This window comes from Herbiconiux sp. (genome assembly GCF_004297105.1).
Taxonomy (GTDB): Bacteria; Actinomycetota; Actinomycetes; order Actinomycetales; family Microbacteriaceae; genus Herbiconiux.
In genome coordinates, this window is the sequence record NZ_SCVE01000012.1 from 203,883 (window position 1) to 221,779 (window position 17,897).

General features: G+C 69.4%; 20 protein-coding genes. 3 read left to right on the plus strand and 17 right to left on the minus strand.

All coding sequences use genetic code 11. The features are described 5' to 3' along the window. Window positions 1–85: 85 nt before the first annotated feature. The 3 genes from recQ to EPO52_RS07330 all read right to left on the minus strand — a co-directional run bounded on the left by recQ (window position 86) and on the right by EPO52_RS07330 (window position 4,654). Window positions 86–2,203: a DNA helicase RecQ gene (gene recQ, locus EPO52_RS07320; protein ID WP_290804087.1), complete on the minus strand. Its 2,118-nt coding sequence runs from the start codon at window positions 2,201–2,203 to the stop codon at window positions 86–88. Between the two features lie 94 nt (window positions 2,204–2,297). After that, entirely contained in the window at window positions 2,298–4,307 is a 2,010-nt protein-coding gene (locus EPO52_RS07325; protein WP_290804088.1) for a thiamine pyrophosphate-binding protein, read from the minus strand. Further along, window positions 4,304–4,654 (minus strand): PLDc N-terminal domain-containing protein, encoded by a 351-nt coding sequence (locus EPO52_RS07330; protein WP_290804090.1) that lies wholly within the window; start codon window positions 4,652–4,654, stop codon window positions 4,304–4,306. The genes EPO52_RS07325 and EPO52_RS07330 overlap by 4 nt, the downstream gene beginning before the upstream one ends. 105 nt (window positions 4,655–4,759) lie before the next feature. On the opposite strand from EPO52_RS07330, the gene EPO52_RS07335 reads away from it, so the two are divergent. Then, complete coding sequence (locus EPO52_RS07335; protein ID WP_290804091.1) at window positions 4,760–5,065, plus strand: DUF4229 domain-containing protein; 306 nt, start codon at window positions 4,760–4,762, stop codon at window positions 5,063–5,065. 99 nt (window positions 5,066–5,164) lie between these two features. Here EPO52_RS07335 and EPO52_RS07340 read toward each other — a convergent pair whose 3' ends face one another. From EPO52_RS07340 to EPO52_RS07350, 3 genes are read right to left on the minus strand one after another with little or no spacing between them, the layout of a single operon-like run. Next, the gene (locus EPO52_RS07340) at window positions 5,165–6,124 is read right to left on the minus strand and encodes a 1,4-dihydroxy-2-naphthoate polyprenyltransferase (RefSeq protein WP_290804092.1); all 960 of its coding nucleotides are present in this window, start codon (window positions 6,122–6,124) and stop codon (window positions 5,165–5,167) included. Window positions 6,125–6,135: 11 nt separating this feature from the next. Further along, entirely contained in the window at window positions 6,136–7,371 is a 1,236-nt protein-coding gene (locus EPO52_RS07345) for an AMP-binding protein (protein ID WP_290804093.1), read from the minus strand. A gap of 13 nt (window positions 7,372–7,384) precedes the next feature. Next, window positions 7,385–8,302, minus strand: a complete 918-nt coding sequence (locus EPO52_RS07350) for a 1,4-dihydroxy-2-naphthoyl-CoA synthase (protein ID WP_290804094.1) — start codon at window positions 8,300–8,302, stop codon at window positions 7,385–7,387. An 83-nt stretch (window positions 8,303–8,385) separates the two neighbouring features. Between EPO52_RS07350 and EPO52_RS07355 the strand changes: the two genes are divergently transcribed. Next, window positions 8,386–9,387 carry an o-succinylbenzoate synthase gene (locus EPO52_RS07355; RefSeq protein ID WP_290804095.1) on the plus strand — a complete coding sequence of 334 codons (1,002 nt, stop codon included), beginning with the start codon at window positions 8,386–8,388 and terminating at the stop codon, window positions 9,385–9,387. Between the two features lie 95 nt (window positions 9,388–9,482). On the opposite strand, the gene ccsB is transcribed toward EPO52_RS07355, so the two are convergent. The 5 genes from ccsB to EPO52_RS07380 are packed head-to-tail and all read right to left on the minus strand — an operon-like array spanning window position 9,483 to window position 14,243. After that, window positions 9,483–10,556, minus strand: coding sequence for a c-type cytochrome biogenesis protein CcsB (ccsB, locus tag EPO52_RS07360; RefSeq protein ID WP_290804096.1), 1,074 nt, complete (start codon window positions 10,554–10,556; stop codon window positions 9,483–9,485). Between the two features lie 9 nt (window positions 10,557–10,565). Beyond that, window positions 10,566–12,221 (minus strand): cytochrome c biogenesis protein ResB, encoded by a 1,656-nt coding sequence (locus EPO52_RS07365; RefSeq protein ID WP_290804097.1) that lies wholly within the window; start codon window positions 12,219–12,221, stop codon window positions 10,566–10,568. After that, a complete protein-coding gene (locus EPO52_RS07370) occupies window positions 12,205–13,002 on the minus strand; it encodes a cytochrome c biogenesis protein CcdA (protein WP_290804098.1) in 798 nt (265 codons plus the stop codon). The genes EPO52_RS07365 and EPO52_RS07370 overlap by 17 nt, the downstream gene beginning before the upstream one ends. Window positions 13,003–13,005: 3 nt before the next feature. Continuing rightward, on the minus strand, window positions 13,006–13,602 hold the full coding sequence (locus EPO52_RS07375; RefSeq protein WP_290804099.1) for a TlpA disulfide reductase family protein: 597 nt from the start codon (window positions 13,600–13,602) through the stop codon (window positions 13,006–13,008). After that, window positions 13,599–14,243, minus strand: a complete 645-nt coding sequence (locus EPO52_RS07380) for a histidine phosphatase family protein (protein ID WP_290804100.1) — start codon at window positions 14,241–14,243, stop codon at window positions 13,599–13,601. The genes EPO52_RS07375 and EPO52_RS07380 overlap by 4 nt, the downstream gene beginning before the upstream one ends. Window positions 14,244–14,536: 293 nt before the next feature. On the opposite strand from EPO52_RS07380, the gene aspS reads away from it, so the two are divergent. Then, window positions 14,537–15,862: an aspartate--tRNA(Asn) ligase gene (aspS, locus tag EPO52_RS07385; protein WP_290804101.1), complete on the plus strand. Its 1,326-nt coding sequence runs from the start codon at window positions 14,537–14,539 to the stop codon at window positions 15,860–15,862. A 66-nt stretch (window positions 15,863–15,928) separates the two neighbouring features. Here aspS and EPO52_RS07390 read toward each other — a convergent pair whose 3' ends face one another. From EPO52_RS07390 to EPO52_RS07415, 6 genes are all read right to left on the minus strand, one after another. Continuing rightward, window positions 15,929–16,474, minus strand: a complete 546-nt coding sequence (locus tag EPO52_RS07390; protein WP_290804102.1) for a GNAT family N-acetyltransferase — start codon at window positions 16,472–16,474, stop codon at window positions 15,929–15,931. Further along, on the minus strand, window positions 16,471–16,770 hold the full coding sequence (locus tag EPO52_RS07395) for a Dabb family protein (protein WP_290804103.1): 300 nt from the start codon (window positions 16,768–16,770) through the stop codon (window positions 16,471–16,473). The genes EPO52_RS07390 and EPO52_RS07395 overlap by 4 nt, the downstream gene beginning before the upstream one ends. Beyond that, complete coding sequence (locus tag EPO52_RS07400) at window positions 16,767–17,045, minus strand: glutaredoxin family protein (protein WP_290804104.1); 279 nt, start codon at window positions 17,043–17,045, stop codon at window positions 16,767–16,769. The genes EPO52_RS07395 and EPO52_RS07400 overlap by 4 nt, the downstream gene beginning before the upstream one ends. Before the next feature lie 32 nt (window positions 17,046–17,077). Next, window positions 17,078–17,392, minus strand: a complete 315-nt coding sequence (locus EPO52_RS07405; RefSeq protein ID WP_290804105.1) for a hypothetical protein — start codon at window positions 17,390–17,392, stop codon at window positions 17,078–17,080. A gap of 110 nt (window positions 17,393–17,502) precedes the next feature. Beyond that, window positions 17,503–17,601, minus strand: coding sequence for an AURKAIP1/COX24 domain-containing protein (locus tag EPO52_RS07410; protein WP_003792170.1), 99 nt, complete (start codon window positions 17,599–17,601; stop codon window positions 17,503–17,505). Window positions 17,602–17,684: 83 nt separating this feature from the next. Beyond that, the gene (locus EPO52_RS07415; RefSeq protein ID WP_290804106.1) at window positions 17,685–17,891 is read right to left on the minus strand and encodes a helix-turn-helix domain-containing protein; all 207 of its coding nucleotides are present in this window, start codon (window positions 17,889–17,891) and stop codon (window positions 17,685–17,687) included. Between the last annotated feature and the right edge of the window lie 6 nt (window positions 17,892–17,897).

The following is a 17,897-nucleotide window of genomic DNA, read 5'->3' on the forward strand; positions in this document are numbered from 1 at the left end:
CTCTCTCACTCGCTCACTCACCCGAGCCGCGACGCGCGAGCACGAGGTGCGCCCGGCGGCGCCGACCGCTCCGCTCCGCCGGTGATCACTCGTCGGGCGGTGGGGCGTCGTGGTCGTCGAAGGGCGGGTACTCGTCGAACGGCGGGTACTCGTCCGGATAGGGCGCATCAGAGGGTGGGACATCGTCGAAGGTCGGCCCGGCCGACGATGCCGTGCCCGAGCGACGGGAACCGCCACCGCGGCCGGACGACTGCCCCCGGGACGTGCGGGCGGCGAAAGAGCCGGACGGAGCAGAGCCGGCACTGTCGGCGGGGGCCGGCGCGGCGCTCGGGGTGCCCGAGAAGGCGCCCGCCACGACGGTCTCGATGAGACCCTCGCCGTAGGACTCGCGTTTGCGGTCGCCGATCCCGGCGACGCCCACGAGGTCGGAGACCGACTGCGGGCGGAGGGCCGCGATCGCCGCGAGGGTGGCGTCGTGGAACACGACGTAGGCCGGTACACCCTGCTCCTTCGCCGTGGCCGCGCGCCAGGCGCGGAGAGCCTCGAACAGCTCGCCGTCTTCGGCCGAGAGCTCGGCCTTCGCGGCAGACGAGCGCCCACCGCGGCCACCGGAACCGGAACCCGATCCCGAACCACCGCGGGATGACGCCGGCCGATCGGGTTCGACCCGGAGCGGCACAGGGCGGGACCCCGAGAGCACCGCCGCGCTCTCCGGCGTGATCACCAACGTGCCGTACCCGTCGTCATTCACCGCGAGCAGCCCCTGCGCGAGCAGCTGCCGTACGACCCCGCGCCACTGCTGCTCGCTCAGATCGGTGCCGATACCCCATGTGCTGAGCGCATCGTGACCCTGCTGCTCGACCCGCGGCGTGCGCTTGCCGCGCAGGATGTCGATGAGGTGCCCGGCACCGAAGCGCTGGTTGCGCTCGCGCTCGAGCCGAACCACGGTCGAGAGCAGCTTCTGGGCCGCCACCGTGCCATCCCACGATGCGGGCGGCTGAAGGCAGGTGTCACAGTTGCCGCACGGCTCGCTCGCCTGCCCGAAGTAACCGAGCAGGTTCACCCGCCGGCAGTGCACCGTCTCGCAGAGGGCGAGCATCGCGTCGAGATGCGCGGAGAGCCGGCGCCGGTGCGCGAGGTCGCCCGGGGACTCGTCGATCATGCGGCGCTGCTGCATGACGTCGTTCAGGCCGTAGGCCATCCATGCCGTCGACGGCAGACCGTCACGACCGGCACGCCCCGTCTCCTGGTAGTAGCCCTCGACCGACTTCGGCAGATCGATGTGCGCCACGAACCGCACATCGGGCTTGTCGATCCCCATGCCGAATGCGATGGTGGCCACGATGACCACACCCTCGTCGCGCAGGAAGCGCGCCTGCGTGCGGGCGCGCACCCGTGCATCCAGACCCGCGTGATAGGGCATGGCGTCGACGCCGTTGGCCGCCAGGAACTCCGCCGTGCCCTCGACCGTCTTGCGCGACATCGCGTAGACGATGCCCGCGTCGCCCGCGTGCTCGTTGCGGATGAACGACAGCAGCTGCTTGCGCACCTCGAGCTTCGGATCGATGCGGTACTGGATGTTGGGCCGGTCGAAGCTCGCCACGAAGTGCCGTGCATCTCCGAGCGACAGCCGCTGCGTGATCTCTTTGTGCGTCGCCTCCGTGGCGGTGGCCGTGAGTGCGATTCGGGGCACCGTCGGCCAGCGTTCGGCCAGCTCGGCGAGAGCCAGGTAGTCGGGCCGGAAGTCGTGGCCCCACTGCGACACGCAGTGGGCCTCATCGATGGCGAACAGCGCGATCTCTCCCCCGGAGAGGAAGCGCTTGGTGCTCTCCGCCGAGAGGCGCTCGGGCGCGACGTAGAGCAGATCGAGTCGGCCCGAGAGGTAGGCCTGCTCGACCTCGGCGCGCTCCGCCGCATCCTGCGTCGAATTGAGGAACGCAGCGCGCACGCCCACGGCCTTCATGGCCTCGACCTGGTCGTGCATGAGCGCGATGAGGGGCGAGATGACCACGCCGGTGCCCTGCCGCACGAGCGACGGCACCTGGTAGCAGAGCGACTTGCCCGCACCCGTGGGCATGAGCACGACGGCGTCGCCGCCGGCGATGACATGGTCGATGACCTCGGCCTGGTCGCCCCGGAAGGAGTCGTACCCGAACACCCGGCTCAGGGTGTCGAGGGCTACGGATGCGGATGTGTCTGTCACGCGTCGAGCCTAGTTCGCCGGGCCGACATCCGAGGCCGGAGCCCGGATCGGGGAGAACCCTCCCAGTGAGCGCGACCTGTGCAGGAGAAGACGCTCACCGCTCGAGCGCGACCTCCAGGATGCTCGGCCCCGCCGGCGGCGACGCCAGCGCCGAATCGAGATCGCCACGCGTGGAGATGGCGCGATGCTCCCAGCCGTAGGCGGCCGCCAGGGCGGCGATGCCGACATCCTGAGGCGTGAACATGACGCGATCGAAGGCCTCCCGCACGGCCGTGGAGGCCACCTCGAGCCCGTCGAAGATCGTGCCGCCCCCGTCGTTTCCGACCACGAGCTGGATACGCGGCCGCCGCTCGCCCGGCGTGAGCAGCAGCGCACCCACATCGTGCAGCAGCGCGAGATCGCCGAGGAGCACGCGCGTCGTGCCGGCCCGCTGCTGAGCGAGCGACCCCGCGCCGGTGCCGGACTGGCTCGCTGCGGCGATGCCGAGCGCGGTGGAGATCGTGCCGTCGATCCCCGCCAGCCCGCGGTTCGCGTGCACGGTGACCTTCTTGCCCCCGGCCGCGACATCGAGCTCCCGGATCAGCCGCGAGGCCCCCAGCACGAGCCGATCGTGCGGCCAGGTGGCCTGCCAGGTGGCGAGCGCGAGCGCACGACGGCTCACCGGTGCCCGTAATGCGGCGAGTTCGGCGCGAGCGAACTCACGTGCCCCGGCGGGGTCGTCGGCACCACCCCGCACGTCGAGCGGAGCAGCCACCTCGTCGTCGGCCGCCTCCCGGTCGAGCAGCTCGCGGCCGGCGAACACCCACTGACCGGTCCAGGCGCGGGACGCCCGGTCGGCGCGGTCTTCGGCGTCGGCCGTGACCTCGTCGACGACCACGGCGAGCGCGCTGGGCACGAACGGCTCCCCGCGCCCGCGCACCACCACCGTCTCGAGGTCGTCGCGCCCCACGAGGGCCGCGACCTGCCGGCTGAGCGTCGGATGCCCGAACACCACCACGCGCTCGATGCGCTCCGCGAAGTCGGGGTGGTCGAGCAGCCGCCGATAGGCGGGCACGAGGTTCGGCCCGAACCGCGCGCCGCTCGAAACCTCGGCGATGAGCGGCCAGCCCGCGTGCAGGGCGAAGGCGTTGGCGCCGTCGCCTGCGTCGGCACCCGCCACCACGAGCGTGCGAGGGCCGGGCGCCAGGTGCAGGGCGCGCCTCGGAGAAGCGGATGCCGCTGCCGCAGCTCCTGGCGCCGACACCTCGGAGTCGCCGGAGCCGGATGCGGCGGTCGGGGAGGGGGAATCGGATGCCGCAGCGGTCTCGGCAGCAGAATCGGGTACCGCAGCGGTCTCGGCAGCAGAATCGGAGTGAGACCTGGGCTCCGAGGACAAGGAAGCCGAAGCCGAAGCACCGGCTGACGACACCGGATCCGCAACCCCCGGCGTGGTCCCGGATGCGGGCGCCGATCCGGATGCCGCGCCCGACAGCGCTTCGGTCTCGTCGACGAAGGCGCCCGACAGCGCTTCGGCCTCGTCGATGAACGCGCCCGACAGCGGTTCGGGCTCCTCGATGAGCGCCCCCGACAGCGGCTCCACGAACTGGAGGTTGAGATGCACGGGCCCCGCGGCGGCGGCCGAGGTCGCCGTGCGGTACGCGGTGTCGGCGAGAGCGCGCGCATCCGGGATCGCGTCGGCGGTGGGCGCCGGCACATCGACCTCGCCTCGAGCGAAACGGCCGAAGACACCGGGCTGCCACGTGGTCTGGTTCGAGCCCGTTCCGCGCAACCGCGCCGGCCGGTCGGCGGTGAGGAGCAGCATCGGCACACCCGAGTGCGAGGCCTCCATCACGGCCGGCAGCAGGTTGGCGACCGCCGTGCCCGAGGTGGTGACCACGAGTGCCGGCCGCCCCGTCTCCCGCGCGATGCCGAGCGCGGTGAACGCGGCCACCCGCTCATCGATGCGCACGTGCAGCGCGAGTGCACCGCGCGCCTCGAGCTCCGCGAGCGCCAGCGCCAGGGCCTGCGAGCGGGAGCCCGGCGACACGACGGCATGCTGAACGCCCAGCTCGACGAAGGCGTCGAGCAGCCGGGTGGCGAACGTCGCCGCAGCGCTCGGGGTCACCGGTCGGTTCTGCCGTTGTCCTGCTCGTCGTCGGTCTCGGCGAGGCGCTTCTCGAGCTCGCGGATGCGCTCGTCTTCATTGGGGTCGTGAATGGGGCGGATGGTTCCCAGGAAATCGGGATCGTCATCCGGGCCCATGGCGCGTCTGGGCTGCGCGGTGACCCGGCGACCGCGGCCGAACAGCAGCCACAAGACACCGCCGATGGGCGTGAACAGAAGGATGATGAACACCCACGCGACCCGCGGGAGAGCCTTGACCCTCGACTTCGGGAGCATCAGGCAGTCGACGAGCGCGTACACCGTGAACGCCACCACCACGATGATGAGGGCGAGGAGTAGGCGAGCCATGCAGTAACTGTACCCCCGGGATCCGGGAGCCTGCCGCGAGTCCGCGAGCTCGTTCTGAGCGCTCCGTGGAGCACTCGGTCAGGATGCGCGACTTAGACTTCAGAGGTGAAACCAGGACGTACGTGGCTCGTGTACACCCTCATCCGCGTGGGGATCTTCGCGGTGGTGCTCGCGGTGCTGCTCCTGCTGCAGATCCAGCCGTTCATCGCCGCGATCGTGGCGGCGCTCATCTCGCTCTGCATCTCGATCATCTTCTTGCGCAAGCCGCGCGAGGAGGCATCGAAGACGCTGCACGCGGCACGCGAGAACCGGGGTCAGGCCGCTCGCGCGAAGGCCATGTCGACCTCCGACGACGAAGACGTCGAAGACACCGCGGTCGACGACGCGACCCGGCGCACCGAGGCACCGTAGCGGCCCTTTCCCCTGCGTGCGCGGCCCCGTGACGCTTCGCGCTCGTCATGACGGCAGCGAACCGTCAGAGCGGGCGCGCAGACTCGGGATGGCCGCCGGTCAGAAGGCGAACGACAGGCCGAGGCCGATGCCGTAGAGCAGACCGAACAGGCTGGTGAGCTGGAGCACGGTGATGAACTCGCGCGGCTTCTTCGCGGTGAGCATGATCACGATGGCGGGCAGCGTGAGCAGCAGTGTGAAGAACACCAGCAGCGCCTTCGGGTAGAGCAACGCGAAGAACGCCAGCACCGCGTAGGCGACGAGCAGCCAGAACACGTAGACGATGCGCGACGCCGTGCGGCCGATCAGCACGGCGAGGGTGCGCTTCTTCACGAGCTTGTCCTGCTCGATGTCGCGGATGTTGTTGGCCATCAGCACCGCGCACGCGATCGCGCCCATGGCGACGCCGCCCGCCCAGCTCTCGAAGTTCACGTCACCGGCCAGGATGAACGTGGTGCCGGCTGTGGCCACGAGACCGAAGAACACGAACACGAACAGCTCGCCGAGCGCGTAGTACCCGTACGGGTGCTTGCCGCCCGTGTAGAACCACCCCGCGGCGATGGCGGCGGCACCAACCGCCAGGAGCCACCAGTGCCCGGTGATGACGGTGATGGCGAGACCGGATGCGGCGGCCAGGCCGAAGAACACGAGGGCCACGACGAGCACCCGCCTGGCAGGCACCAGCCCCGAACCGGTGAGGCGCGGCGGCCCCACGCGCACGTCATCGGTGCCGCGCACCCCGTCGGAGTAGTCGTTGGCGTAGTTCACGCCGATCTGCAGGAAGACCGCGACGAGCAGGCAGAGCAGCACGAGCCACTTGGAGATGTCGGTCATGACCATGGCGGCACCGGTGCCGAGGGCGACCGGTGCGACGCCGAGTGGCAGGGTGCGCAACCGGGCTCCGGCGATCCAGGCGCCGGCGGCGGTGCGCGGGCCCTGGGGCCGGGTGGCGGGACCCTTGCGGGTGGAGGCGTTGATGCGGGCGGGGTGACCGGAGCGCCGCTTCTTGGTTGTGGACATCGGGCCTGATTCTAGTGAGGGTCGTCTTGGAGCCGGCTGGCGATCAGCTGACGGTCGGGCTTGCCCGACGAGAGCCGGGACACGCGCTCGACGACCAGCAGCCGCGCGGGCGCTGCCGCACGCCCGGCCGCGTCGGCGACGACCCGCCGAACCTGCTCCAGCGGATCCGCACCGCCGACCTGCACACCGGCCGCGGCCAGCGCGGACTCCTCGACCACCACGACGCCGACCTGACCCCAGACCTCATCGGCCGCGCCCACGACCACGGCTTCTTCGAAACCGGGCACCCACTGCACGATGCGCTCGACGCGGTCGAGCGAGACCTTGATGCCGCCCGAGATGATGACGTTGTCGAGCCGGCCCGTCACGGTGACCGAACCACCTGCCACCGCACCCGCGATCCCGGAGGCGTCGCCGCCCTCGATCGTGCCCGCGTCGCCCGTGCGATACCAGCGCACCCCCTCGTCGGTGAAGAACTTGGCCTCGTTGAGTTCCTCGTCGCCCAGGTAGCCCACCGCGAGCGACGGACCCGACAGCTCGAGCTCTCCGCCCCGCGTGCGCGCGAGGGTCTGCCCGATCGGCAGGCCGTCGTAGACGCAGCCGCCCGCGGTCTCGCTGGATCCGTAGGTGCGCACCACGGCGATCCCCAGGGCCAGCGCCCGCTCGTGCAGCGCGGCCGGCAACGCCTGCCCGCCCACGAGCACGGCATCGAAGCGCGAGACCGAGCGGCGGATGCCGGCATCCGCCTCTGCGGCGGTGACGAGCCGCGCGAGCTGCGCCGGCACGAGCGAGGTGTAGCGCACGGGCGCCTCGAGCCGATCGGCCAGCGCGGCGAAATCGGCCGCCGAGAAGTGCCCTCGCCCGAGTACGAGCGGCGTGGTGCCCGCCGCGATCGACCGCACGAGCACCTGAACCCCCGCGATGTAGTGGGTGGGCAGGGCGAGCAGCCACTGCCCCGGCCCGCCCAGCGCGCCCTCGGCCGCTGCGGCGGACGCCAGCAGCGCATCCGCGCTGAGGGCCACCCGCTTCGGCAACCCCGATGAGCCCGAGGTCTCGATCACGAGCGCGATCGCCCGCGGCACCTCGGCGGGGAGCGTCGACGTGCGCCCCACGGAGGGGTCGCCGAGCGGCACCACATCGACGAACTCGCGCGGCAGCAGCGCCGGCCCGTCATTCGCCAGGGCCACGCGCAACGCGCGCCCCACCACCGACGGGTCGGACCCGTCGATCACCTCCAGCCGGCGCACGGTGCCGCCGATCTCAGAAGTGATAAGGGAAGGCCGACCAGTCGGGATCCCGCTTCTCGAGGAAGGAGTCGCGCCCCTCGACGGCCTCGTCGCTCGCGTACGCGAGCCGAGTCGCCTCCCCTGCGAACACCTGCTGACCCACGAGCCCATCGTCGACCGCGTTGAACGAGTACTTCAGCATGCGGATGGCGGTGGGCGACTTGCCGAGGATGGTGCGCGCCCAGCGCAGCGCCTCGGCCTCGAGCTCCTCGTGCGGCACGACACGGTTCACCGCACCCATCTCGTAGGCCCGCTGCGCGCTGTACTCCTCGGCCAGGAAGAACACCTCGCGCGCGAACTTCTGCCCGATCTGGCGGGCGAAGTAGGCACTGCCGTAGCCGCCGTCGAACGAGCCGACGTCGGCATCCGTCTGCTTGAACCGGCCGTGCTCGGCGCTCGCGATGGTGAGGTCACACACGACGTGCAGCGAGTGGCCGCCGCCCGCGGCCCAGCCGGGAACGACCGCGATGACCACCTTGGGCATGAAGCGGATGAGGCGCTGCACCTCGAGGATGTGCAGCCGCCCGGCGCGCGCGACGTCGATGCCCGCCGCCGTCTCCTCCTCGGAGTACTTGTAGCCGTCGCGGCCCCGGATGCGCTGGTCGCCCCCGCTGCAGAACGCCCAGCCGCCGTCGCGCGGGCTCGGGCCGTTGCCGGTGAGGAGCACGACGCCCACCTTGGGGTTCTGCCGAGCGTCGTCGAGCGCGGCATAGAGCTCGTCGACCGTCTTCGGCCGGAAGGCGTTGCGCACCTCGGGCCGGTCGAATGCGATGCGCGCCACTCGCCCCGCGACATCGAGGTGGTAGGTGATGTCGGTGAACCCCTCGGAGCCGGGGGCGACGACCCACTCCGCGGGGTCGAAGATGTCGGAGACGGTGGTGCTTTCGGTCATGCTCCCAGGGTAGTCCGGCTGGCGGAGCAGCGATCCAGGAGGCCGGGTTTGTGGAGAACTCGGCCGGGGCAGAGACTTGTGGAGTGCAAGACGTTCCGGACCACCGCCCCGAGGCCGCCGAGCTCCTCGACGGCCTGCAGGTCGTGGCCATCCCCCTGCACACGCGCTTTCGCGGCCAGACGGTGCGCGAGATGGCGCTCCTCGAGGGCCCACAGGGGTGGACCGAGTTCTCCCCCTTCCCCGAATACGGCGATGAGGAGGCCGCGCACTGGCTTCGCGCCGCCCTCGACTTCGGCTGGTCGCCGGCGCCCGCCCGCCAGCGCGACCGCATCCCGGTCAACGCCACCCTCCCCGCTGTCGCACCCGACGACGTCGAGCGGGTGCTCGCCCACTACGACGGGTGCCGCACCGTCAAGGTGAAGGTCGCCGAACGCGGCCAGTCCCTCGACGACGACGTGGCCCGCGTGCGGCGCGTGCGCGACGTGATCGGAGCGGAAGGCCGCATCCGCGTCGACGCCAATGGCGGCTGGAACGTGGATGAGGCCGAGCACGCCGTGCACCGCCTGGCCGAGTTCGACCTCGAGTACGTCGAGCAGCCCTGCGCCCGCGTCGACGAGCTGGCCGAGTTGCGCGAGCGCATCGCCTACCTCGGCATCCTCGTGGCGGCGGATGAGAGCGTGCGCAAGGCCGAGGATCCGCTCGCCGTCGCCCGCGCCGGTGCCGCCGACCTCCTCGTGGTGAAGGCCCAGCCGCTCGGCGGCATCCGTCGTGCGCTGGCCATCGTGGCCGAGGCGGGCCTCCCCGCCGTCATCTCCTCAGCCCTGGAGAGCTCGGTCGGCATCGCGATGGGCGCTCATCTCGCCGCCGCGCTCCCCGATCTCGACTACGACTGCGGGCTGGCGACCGTCGATCTCTTCACGGGCGACGTGGTTCCGGATGCCCGCAGTCTCGTTCCCCGCGGCGGCAGCATCCCGGTCGAGCGCCCCGAGGTCGACCCGGCGCTGCTGGCGCGGCACCGCGCCTCACCGGAGCGCGAACAGTGGTGGCGCGAGCGCGTCATCCGCTGTCACGCCCTCCTCACCTGAGCACGACCGCCCCGAGAGTTCGCAGATCCGTCACTTTTTGCGCGAAAATCGCTCAGAACGCGCAAAAAGTGACGGATCTGGGAGGGGTGCAGGGGTCAGAGGCCCGAGTACGCGTGCAGGCCTTTGAAGAACACGTTCACGATGCCGAAGTTGAACAGCACCGCGGCGAAGCCCACGATGGCCAGCCAGGCAGACCGCGACCCGCGCCAGCCCCGTGTGGCACGCGCGTGGATGTAGCCCGCGTAGATGACCCAGATGATGAAGGTCCACACCTCTTTGGTGTCCCAGCCCCAGTACCGGCCCCACGCGCGCTCGGCCCAGATGGCGCCCGCGATGAGCGTGAACGTCCAGAACACGAAGCCGACGATGTTGACCCGGTAGGCGAGACGCTCGAGCGTCTCGGCATCCGGCAGGGTGCGGAGGAACCGCAGGCGCAGCGCCGAACCCAGCCGCCCGACCGCGTCGCCCTTGGTCTGCAGCAGCTGCACGATCGAGAGCGCACCACCGAGCGCGAAGAACGCCGTGCCGAGACTCGCCACGAAGACGTGGATCACGAGCCAGGCCGACTGCAGTGCGGGAGGAAGCGGCGAAACGCTCACGTAGTAGTTGACGGTGGAGATACCGAGCAGGATGAGCACCAGGCCGGTGACGAAGGTGCCCAGGAAGCGCAGGTCTTCGCGCAGCAGCACCACCAGGAACACGGCCACGATCAGCAGCGTGCCCGTGATCGAGAACTCGTACATGTTGGCCCACGGCACCCGCGCGGCGGCGATGCCGCGCAGCACCACGCCGACGAGCTGGATCACCCAGGCCAGGATCGTGAACGACACCCCGAGGCGCAGCGCGATCGAGCGCTTGCCGGAGGCGTCACGCCCGTCGAGCGACACGAGGCTCGCGTCATCGGCGGGCGTGCCGGGAGCGCCGGATCCGAAGCCACCGACGGGGGTCGAGACCGACGACGAACCGGAGGCCGTGGCGGGCGCCGACGCCGAGACCGGCACCGGGACATCAGCGGCGACGACGTCGTCCGCGAGAGCCACGCTGGTCGCCTTCTTCACCGTCGACGACCGGCGCGCCAGATCCAGTGCGAACGCGATGAACGCGAGCGCGTACACGGCCATGGCCGAGTAGATGAGGATGATCGAGATCTCGTCGAGGGTTTGCGTCACGGATAGAGCCTAAGCCTTGGGATCGGGTGAGAACGAGGTGGAATGCTTGTCGGCCAGCGCGGTCACAGCTTCGACGAGTCGCGGGTCGTCGCCCCGTGCGAGCCCCGCGTACTCCACGTGCACCGAGCCGTCTCCGCGGTCGGTCGCCTTCACCCAGAGCCGCCGGCGCGGAATGAAGAGCGAGGTCAACAGCCCCGCGAGCACCAGGATCGCGAACGTGAGCACCCAGAGCTGCGTGGCGTCGTGATGGATGTCGAACGACGCGAAGCGCTTCACCCCATCCAGCGACACCGTGCCGAGGCCGTTCGGCAGCTCCATGGACTCCCCCGGCTTGAGCTCGATCGACTTCACCCCGGTCGACCCGCCTGTCAGCTGCGTCATCGAGTCGGTGTTCAGCGAGTACACGGATGCGGGCACCCCGCCGTCGAGGCCCAGATCACCCTCGTACACGTTGAGCGTGAGCACCGGGTACTGCAGATCGGGGAAGGAGGAGTAGTAGGCCCCTGTCGACGACTGCGCCTGCGTGGGGTAGAAGAAGCCGATCATTCCCAGCTGCTCGTCGAGGCCATCCGGAACCTTCACCACACCGAGCGAGGTGAGGCTCGCATCCTGCGGCAGGAAAGGCACCGAATCGGTGAAGACCACGTTGCCGTCGTTGTCGCGCACCGTGATGGTGGGGGCGTAGCCGTTGCCGAGGAGGTAGACGTCGGTGCCGCCGATCTTCAGTGGGCTGTTCACCTTGATCGACTCGGACGACGTGGTGCCCGATTCATCCGTGGTGGTCACCTTGGCCTCGTAGTCGAGGGGCTGGCCGAAGGCCTTGAGAGACTGCGTCTCGTAGGTGGCGCTGAACGAGTCGAGCGAGAGGGTGTAGCGCGAGAGCTGGCTGTCGGTGAAGAAGCGGCCCGGGTTGAAGGAGTCGTAGGCGAGCAGCGTGTTGACGAACGTCTGCCCCTCGACCACGACGCGCTGGCCCTGGTAGCCGAACCCGCCACCGATTCCCACGGTGATCAGGATGCCGACGAGCGCCGAGTGGAACACCAGGTTGCCGGTCTCGCGCATGTACCCGCGCTCGGCCGACACCGACACCGTCTCGGCTCCGGTCGCGCGGTCGACGCCCGTGAACACGACCGTGCGGTAGCGCTGCCGCTTCAGCAGCGTGCGGGCCGAATCGACGACGGATGCGGCGGTCGCTCCGCTCTCGGCGGCTGCGATGTCGCGCGTGGTGAAGCCCGCGAGCCGCGACAGCCTGGCCGGGGTGCGCGGCGGCTTCGCCCGCAGCGCGTCGAAGTGGTGCTTCGTGCGCGGGACGACGCAGCCGATCAGCGAGACGAAGAGCAGCAGGTAGATGGCCGAGAACCACACCGACGTGTAGACGTCGAAGGCCTGCACCTTGTCGAGGATCGGCGCCAGATCGGGGTTGTCGACGAAGTACTGGGTGACACCGTTCGGGTCGGCGGCGCGCTGCGGCACGAGCGAGCCCGGAACCGCCGCGAGGGCGAGCAGGAGCAGCAGGAAGAGCGCCGTGCGCATGCTCGTGAGCTGCCGCCAGAACCAGCGCAGCCAGCCCACGGGGCCGAGCTTGGGGCTGACGATGTCGTCGGAGTCGCCGCCCTTCGCGGGCGCCGGTTCGGCGGAGTCGTAATGATCAGATGGACGGGACAAAACCGGAGATCACCGCCTGGAGTTCGTAGATCCAGATGGTCCAGAGACCCGAGACCATGAGGATGCCGATGGCCACCAGCAGTGCGCCGCCGACGATGTTGATCACGCGGATGTGCCGCTTGAGGAACGAGACCGAGCTCGTCACCCAGTCGAGACCGAGGGCCACGAGCAGGAACGGGACTCCGAGGCCGATGCAGTAGAAGAGGCCGAGCAGCACCCCGCTCCACGCCGACCCGCCGCTGAGGCTGAGCGCCTGGATCGCTCCGAGCGTCGGGCCGATGCAGGGAGTCCAGCCGAGGCCGAACACGATGCCGAGGATAGGGGCGCCGGCGAGGCCGGTGGCGGGCCGCCAGCTCGGCTTGAACGTGCGCTGCAGAAAGCTGAACTGGCCGATGAAGACGAGGCCCAGAGCGATCACCACCACGCCCATGATGCGGGTGATCACGTCCTGCCAGACCACGAGCCAGGTGCCCAGCACGCCGAACACAGCGGAGTAGGCGAGGAAGATCGCCGAGAAGCCGAGGATGAAGAGGGCGACGCCGAGCAGCATCCGCCGACGGGCCGCCTTGCGGCCGGCCGCGTCGGTGTCGCCATCCGCTCCCGCCGCGGCGGTTCCGGTGACGCGCCCCGCTTCGGAGATGCCCCCCACGTAGGCGAGGTAGCCCGGCACGAGTGGCAGCACACACGGCGACGCGAAGGACACGAGGCCCGCCAGCAGGGCGATCGGGATGGCCAGCAGCAGCTGACCGCTCAGCACGATCTCGGCGAAGGGGTTGCCCATGCCTCAGCCCGCTAGGTTCGACGTGATGAGGGTGTCGAGGATCGACGCCTCGCTCACCCGGCCCAGGATGCGCGCGGCCACTCGGCCCTGCGTGTCGAGCACGAGGGTGGTGGGCACCGCGTTGGGGGCCACCGTGCCGGAGAAGGCGAACTGCAGGGCGCCATCCGTGTCGACGATCGAGGGATAGGTGATGCCGTAGTTCTTCTCGAACGAGAGGGCCGTGTCGGCCTGATCGCGCACGTTCACACCGAGGAACGAGACATCCGCACCCTGGTGCTCCGTGTTGAGCTGCTCGAGAAGAGGGGCCTCGGCGCGGCAGGGCGCGCATCCGGCGTACCAGAAGTTGAGAACGAGAACCTTGCCGGCGTAGTCGCTCGACGAGATCGTGTTGCCCTCGACGTCGGTGCCCTCGAACTGCACGGGAGCGCCGCGATCGGCCTCAGCGACCTCGGTGACGGTGCCGTCACCCGAGATGTAGCCCTTGTTGTCGCCATTGAGGTACTGCTGGGCGAGCGGGTCGCTGGTGCACGCTGCCAGGAGCAGGGTGGCTCCGACGGCGGCGACCGCAACGGCGGCCCGGAGTGTGCGGGGAAGCTTCACACCGCCCCCACGTCGGTGGCGCCGGCGGCGAGAGCCGCGGCCGGGTCGGTGTAGCCGACCTCGACGAAGCGGTCACCCCGACGCTCGAAGGTGGTGATGCTGGAGAGAGCGCACCGGCGCTTGCGCGGGTCGTGCGGGAGCGACTCTCCCATGATCGTGCGGTGAGCGATCCAGATCGGCGACTGGTGGCTGACCATCACGACGTCGCCCTCGTCGACGGAGGCGTGTGCATCCGTCATCGCCGCCATCATGCGGGTGGAGAGACTCGTGAACGACTCGCCCCACGACGGGCGCCACGGGTTGTAGAAGAAGCGCCACATGCGCGGATCGCGGAGCGCGCCGCCTGGGCCCGACATCTTTCGGCCCTCGAACGCGTTCGTGGGCTCGATGATGCGCTCCTCGATGCGAGGCTCGAGGCCGAGGCCGGCCGCGATCGGCTCGCCCGATTCGCGGGCCCGCTGCAGGGGCGAGGTGTAGAGGCGCGAGATGCGGCGATCGCGGGCGATCAGGTCGTCAGCGGCCGCCTGTGCCATCGCCCGACCGAGGTCGGAGAGGTGGAACCCGGGGATGCGGCCGTAGAGCACTCCATCGGGGTTGAAGACCTCGCCGTGACGGACGAGGTGGATCTGATCGGCGGGCACGCTCTCCAGTCTACGAGCGGTGTTGCCGTGTATCCGCCGAGAGCGGCGTTCGTGAAGCTGAACTACATCGGATGTGTAGAACTATGCGATTGTGCTGCACAGTGAACGCTGGTGGAATAGAGGTCAGAAAGGCTTACTCATGACCATCATCACGCTCTCCGTTTTCGCTCTCCTCGCCGCCGCCGGCGTCATCGCCACCATCCGCACCGTGCGGGTCGACGGCTACCGCGCCGTGCCCAGCAGCCGCGCCTGATCCGGCGCCCCGCGCTGCCGTTCCGCCACGGGTAGACTCAATGCCCGTGACCGAACGCAGCCCCCGCACCCTTGTCAAGAACCTCGCCGCCCTCGAAGACGGTTTCGTCACCGTCTCGGGCTGGGTCGATACGGTTCGCGATCAGAAGAAGGTGCAGTTCGTCGTGTTGCGCGACGAATCGGGTGCCGTGCAGCTGGTGAACCCGCGCACCGACGACACCGAGGCCGTCGCCGAGACGATCTCGGCGCTCTCGCAGGGCTCGTTCATCACCGTCACCGGTGAGCTGAAGCACGACGAGCGGGTGAAGCTCGGCGGCATCGAGGTGAAGCTCGCCTCGCTCGAGGTCGAGACCCTCGCCAACCCCGAGACCCCGATCGCGGCCGACTCCGGCATCGACAAGCGCATGGACTGGCGCTTCCTCGACCTGCGTCGCCCCGAGCAGAACCTGGTGTTCCGCGTGCAGACCACGCTCGAGCACGCCTGGCGCACCTACTGGGTCGAGCACGACTTCATCGAGATCCACACACCGAAGCTCATGGCCTCGGCGTCGGAGTCGCGCGCGGAGCTCTTCGAGGTGGAGTACTTCGACACGAAGGCCTACCTGTCGCAGAGCCCTCAGTTCTTCAAGCAGATGGCGCAGCCGGCCGGTTTCGGCAAGGTGTTCGAGGTCGGTCCCGCGTTCCGCGCCGACCCCTCCTTCACCTCGCGGCACGCCACGGAGTTCACCAGCGTCGACGCCGAGATCTCCTGGATCGACTCCCACGAAGACGTCATGCAGCTCCACGAAGACCTCATGGTGGCCGGCCTCACCGCGGTGAAGGAGAAGCACGGCGACGAGATCCTCGCGTTGTTCGGGGTCGAGATCGAGGTGCCCACCCAGCCGTTCCCGCGCATCCCACTCGCCGAGGCGAAAGAGATCGTGGCCTCGCGCGGCTATGTCGTGCCCCGCGAAGACGACGACATGGACCCGGAGGGCGAACGCCAGATCGCGGCCTACGTCAAGGAGACGTACGGGCACGACTTCGTGTTCCTCACCGACTACGCCTCGAGCATCCGGCCGTTCTACCACATGCGCCATGCGGATGACGCGGGGCTCACGAACAGCTACGACCTCGTGTACAACGGCGTCGAGATCTCGACGGGCGCCCAGCGCGAGCACCGTGTCGACGTGCTCATCGAGCAGGCCCGCGAGAAGGGCCTCGACCCCGAGGAGCTCGAGTTCTACCTCGACTTCTTCCGCTACGGGGTGCCGCCGCACGGCGGATTCGGCATGGGCCTCTCGCGCGTGCTGATGCTGATGCTGCACCAGACGAACCTCCGCGAGGTCGTCTACCTCTTCCGCGGCCCGACCCGCCTGACCCCCTAACCGTGTAACTACGCGAAAAAGGAGGACCGACGCCGTATAGGGCGTCGGTCCTCCTTTTTCCCGTACTTACACCGGTCGATCGATCACGAACCGCACATGCGGCCGCAACCGCGACGCCTCAGGCACGCGCGGATGCTCGAAAGACTCGATCTCGCGCATGCCGATGCGCCGCATCACGGCTTGCGACCGCACGTTGAGCACGGCGGTGATCGAACTCACCTCCGCCAACCCGAGCGTGCCGAACGCGGAGTCGAGCGCGGCCCGCGCCGCCTCCGTGGCGTAGCCGGCGCCCCAGAACGGGCGCGCCAGCCGCCAGCCGACCTCGACCCCGCCGGTCGGCCCGACTCCCTCCGGCAGCGGCGCAAGCCCGGTGAACCCGATGAACTCGCCGGTCGCCCGCAGCTCGAGCGCCCACAGGCCGAAGCCACGAGTCTCGAAGCCGCCGTCGGCCCGCGCCGCGAGCGCGTCACTCTGCACCCGCGTCAGGGGCGCCGGAAAGAACTCCATCACCTCGGCGTCGGCGTTCATCGCCGCAAACGGCTCGAGGTCGAGCTCCCGCCACCGCCGCAGCACCAGCCGCTCGGTCTCGAGCTGAGGGCCGCGTGGGGTCACAACTCGAAGTCGACCGCGACCCGCCCCGAGACGAGCGCCTTGATCTGCGGCACCACCTCGAGGTGCGCCGGATGCGACTGGTAGGCCTCGAGGCCCTCGAGCGACTCGAAGTCGGCCACGAGCGCCACGTCCCAGTTCGATTCGAAGTACGCCCTGTTCGGCCCCACGGTCAGCGCCGAGATCGACGGCACCACGCCGACGAGCGACTGCAGCAGCCCGCTGATCGTGGCCGCATCCGCCGCCTTCTGCTCCTGCTCGGTGGCGGCCAGCTTCCATGCGACGACGTGACGGATCATTCGGATGCCTCCAACAGGGCTCGACGAAGACGAGCCGGATCGACCCGCCAGATCGTGTGCACACGCCCGTCGATCATCACCACGGGTATCTCCTCCGCGAACTCGTCCATGAGCGCCGGGTTGTCGAGGATCGACAGCTCGGTCACCGTCACCTCGGGAGCCGAGACCGACGAGTCGGCCGCGAGATCGTCGAGCACGCCGCGCACCACGACCCGCGCGTCTTCACACAGGTGACAGTCGGGTTTGCCGATGAACGTGAGGGAGACGGATGCCACACCCCAAGCATACCGAGCGGCGCCGTGACCGGTCACAGCACGAAGTCGGGCTTGATCGCCCACGACGTCGCCGCCTCCAGGGCGGCGAGCAGCGCGAGCGCACTCATCGCCGCGTGATCCTGGCTGAGCGTCGAGTAGACGTCGAGCGCCAACGGCGGCGGTTCGCCGAACTTGGGGATCTCGATCTCGACGCGCGCGCCGCCCTCGAGCTCGATGAACGGATGCACCGATCCCGCACCTGAGATCGGCCGGTCGACCGCGAGGGCCACGATCGCGAGCGCGTCGAGCTTGGTCACCGCGACTTGGATGATCAGGGTGCAGCAGTATTCGGAGTCTGAAGACGTCATATCGTTTTACGCTCTGTGCCTATTTTTTTGCGTGCGCAAGCGCACGCAAAAAGCGCCAGACCGAAGCCTGACGCTCTGCTCGCGAAGTGCAGCGAGACGAAAGTCTCGTGCTACTTCTTGTTGCGACGCTGGTGGCGGGTCTTGCGAAGCAGCTTGCGGTGCTTCTTCTTCGCCATGCGCTTGCGACGCTTCTTGATTACGGAACCCACAGAGACCTCACACGTATTGGAAGTGACCGCGCCGTTCGGCGGTCAGGGGCTGAAACAGCCTCGCAGAAGTGTAGCAGTCTGCGCTAGGCAGTATCTGCGGCGCTGTCGGCGATGTGGTTGGTGAGCGCATGCGCCACCGCTGATTCGGGCACGCGGAACGAGCGACCGAAGCGGATGGCGGGGAGTTCACCCGAGTGCACGAGGCGGTAGACCGTCATCTTCGAGACGCGCATCATCTCCGCGACCTCGGCGACGGTGAGGAACCGCACGTCATCGAGGTCTTGAGCCATGGCGAA

Coding starts and splice junctions, on each gene's coding strand:
- aspS (WP_290804101.1), top strand. CDS start 14,537: ATGCCCGTGACCGAACGCAGCCCCCGCACCCTTGTCAAGAACCTCGCC.
- EPO52_RS07330 (WP_290804090.1), bottom strand. CDS start 4,654: ATGGCTCGCCTACTCCTCGCCCTCATCATCGTGGTGGTGGCGTTCACG.
- EPO52_RS07395 (WP_290804103.1), bottom strand. CDS start 16,770: ATGATCCGTCACGTCGTCGCATGGAAGCTGGCCGCCACCGAGCAGGAG.
- EPO52_RS07350 (WP_290804094.1), bottom strand. CDS start 8,302: ATGACCGAAAGCACCACCGTCTCCGACATCTTCGACCCCGCGGAGTGG.
- EPO52_RS07340 (WP_290804092.1), bottom strand. CDS start 6,124: ATGTCCACAACCAAGAAGCGGCGCTCCGGTCACCCCGCCCGCATCAAC.
- EPO52_RS07370 (WP_290804098.1), bottom strand. CDS start 13,002: ATGGGCAACCCCTTCGCCGAGATCGTGCTGAGCGGTCAGCTGCTGCTG.
- EPO52_RS07405 (WP_290804105.1), bottom strand. CDS start 17,392: ATGACGTCTTCAGACTCCGAATACTGCTGCACCCTGATCATCCAAGTC.
- EPO52_RS07415 (WP_290804106.1), bottom strand. CDS start 17,891: ATGGCTCAAGACCTCGATGACGTGCGGTTCCTCACCGTCGCCGAGGTC.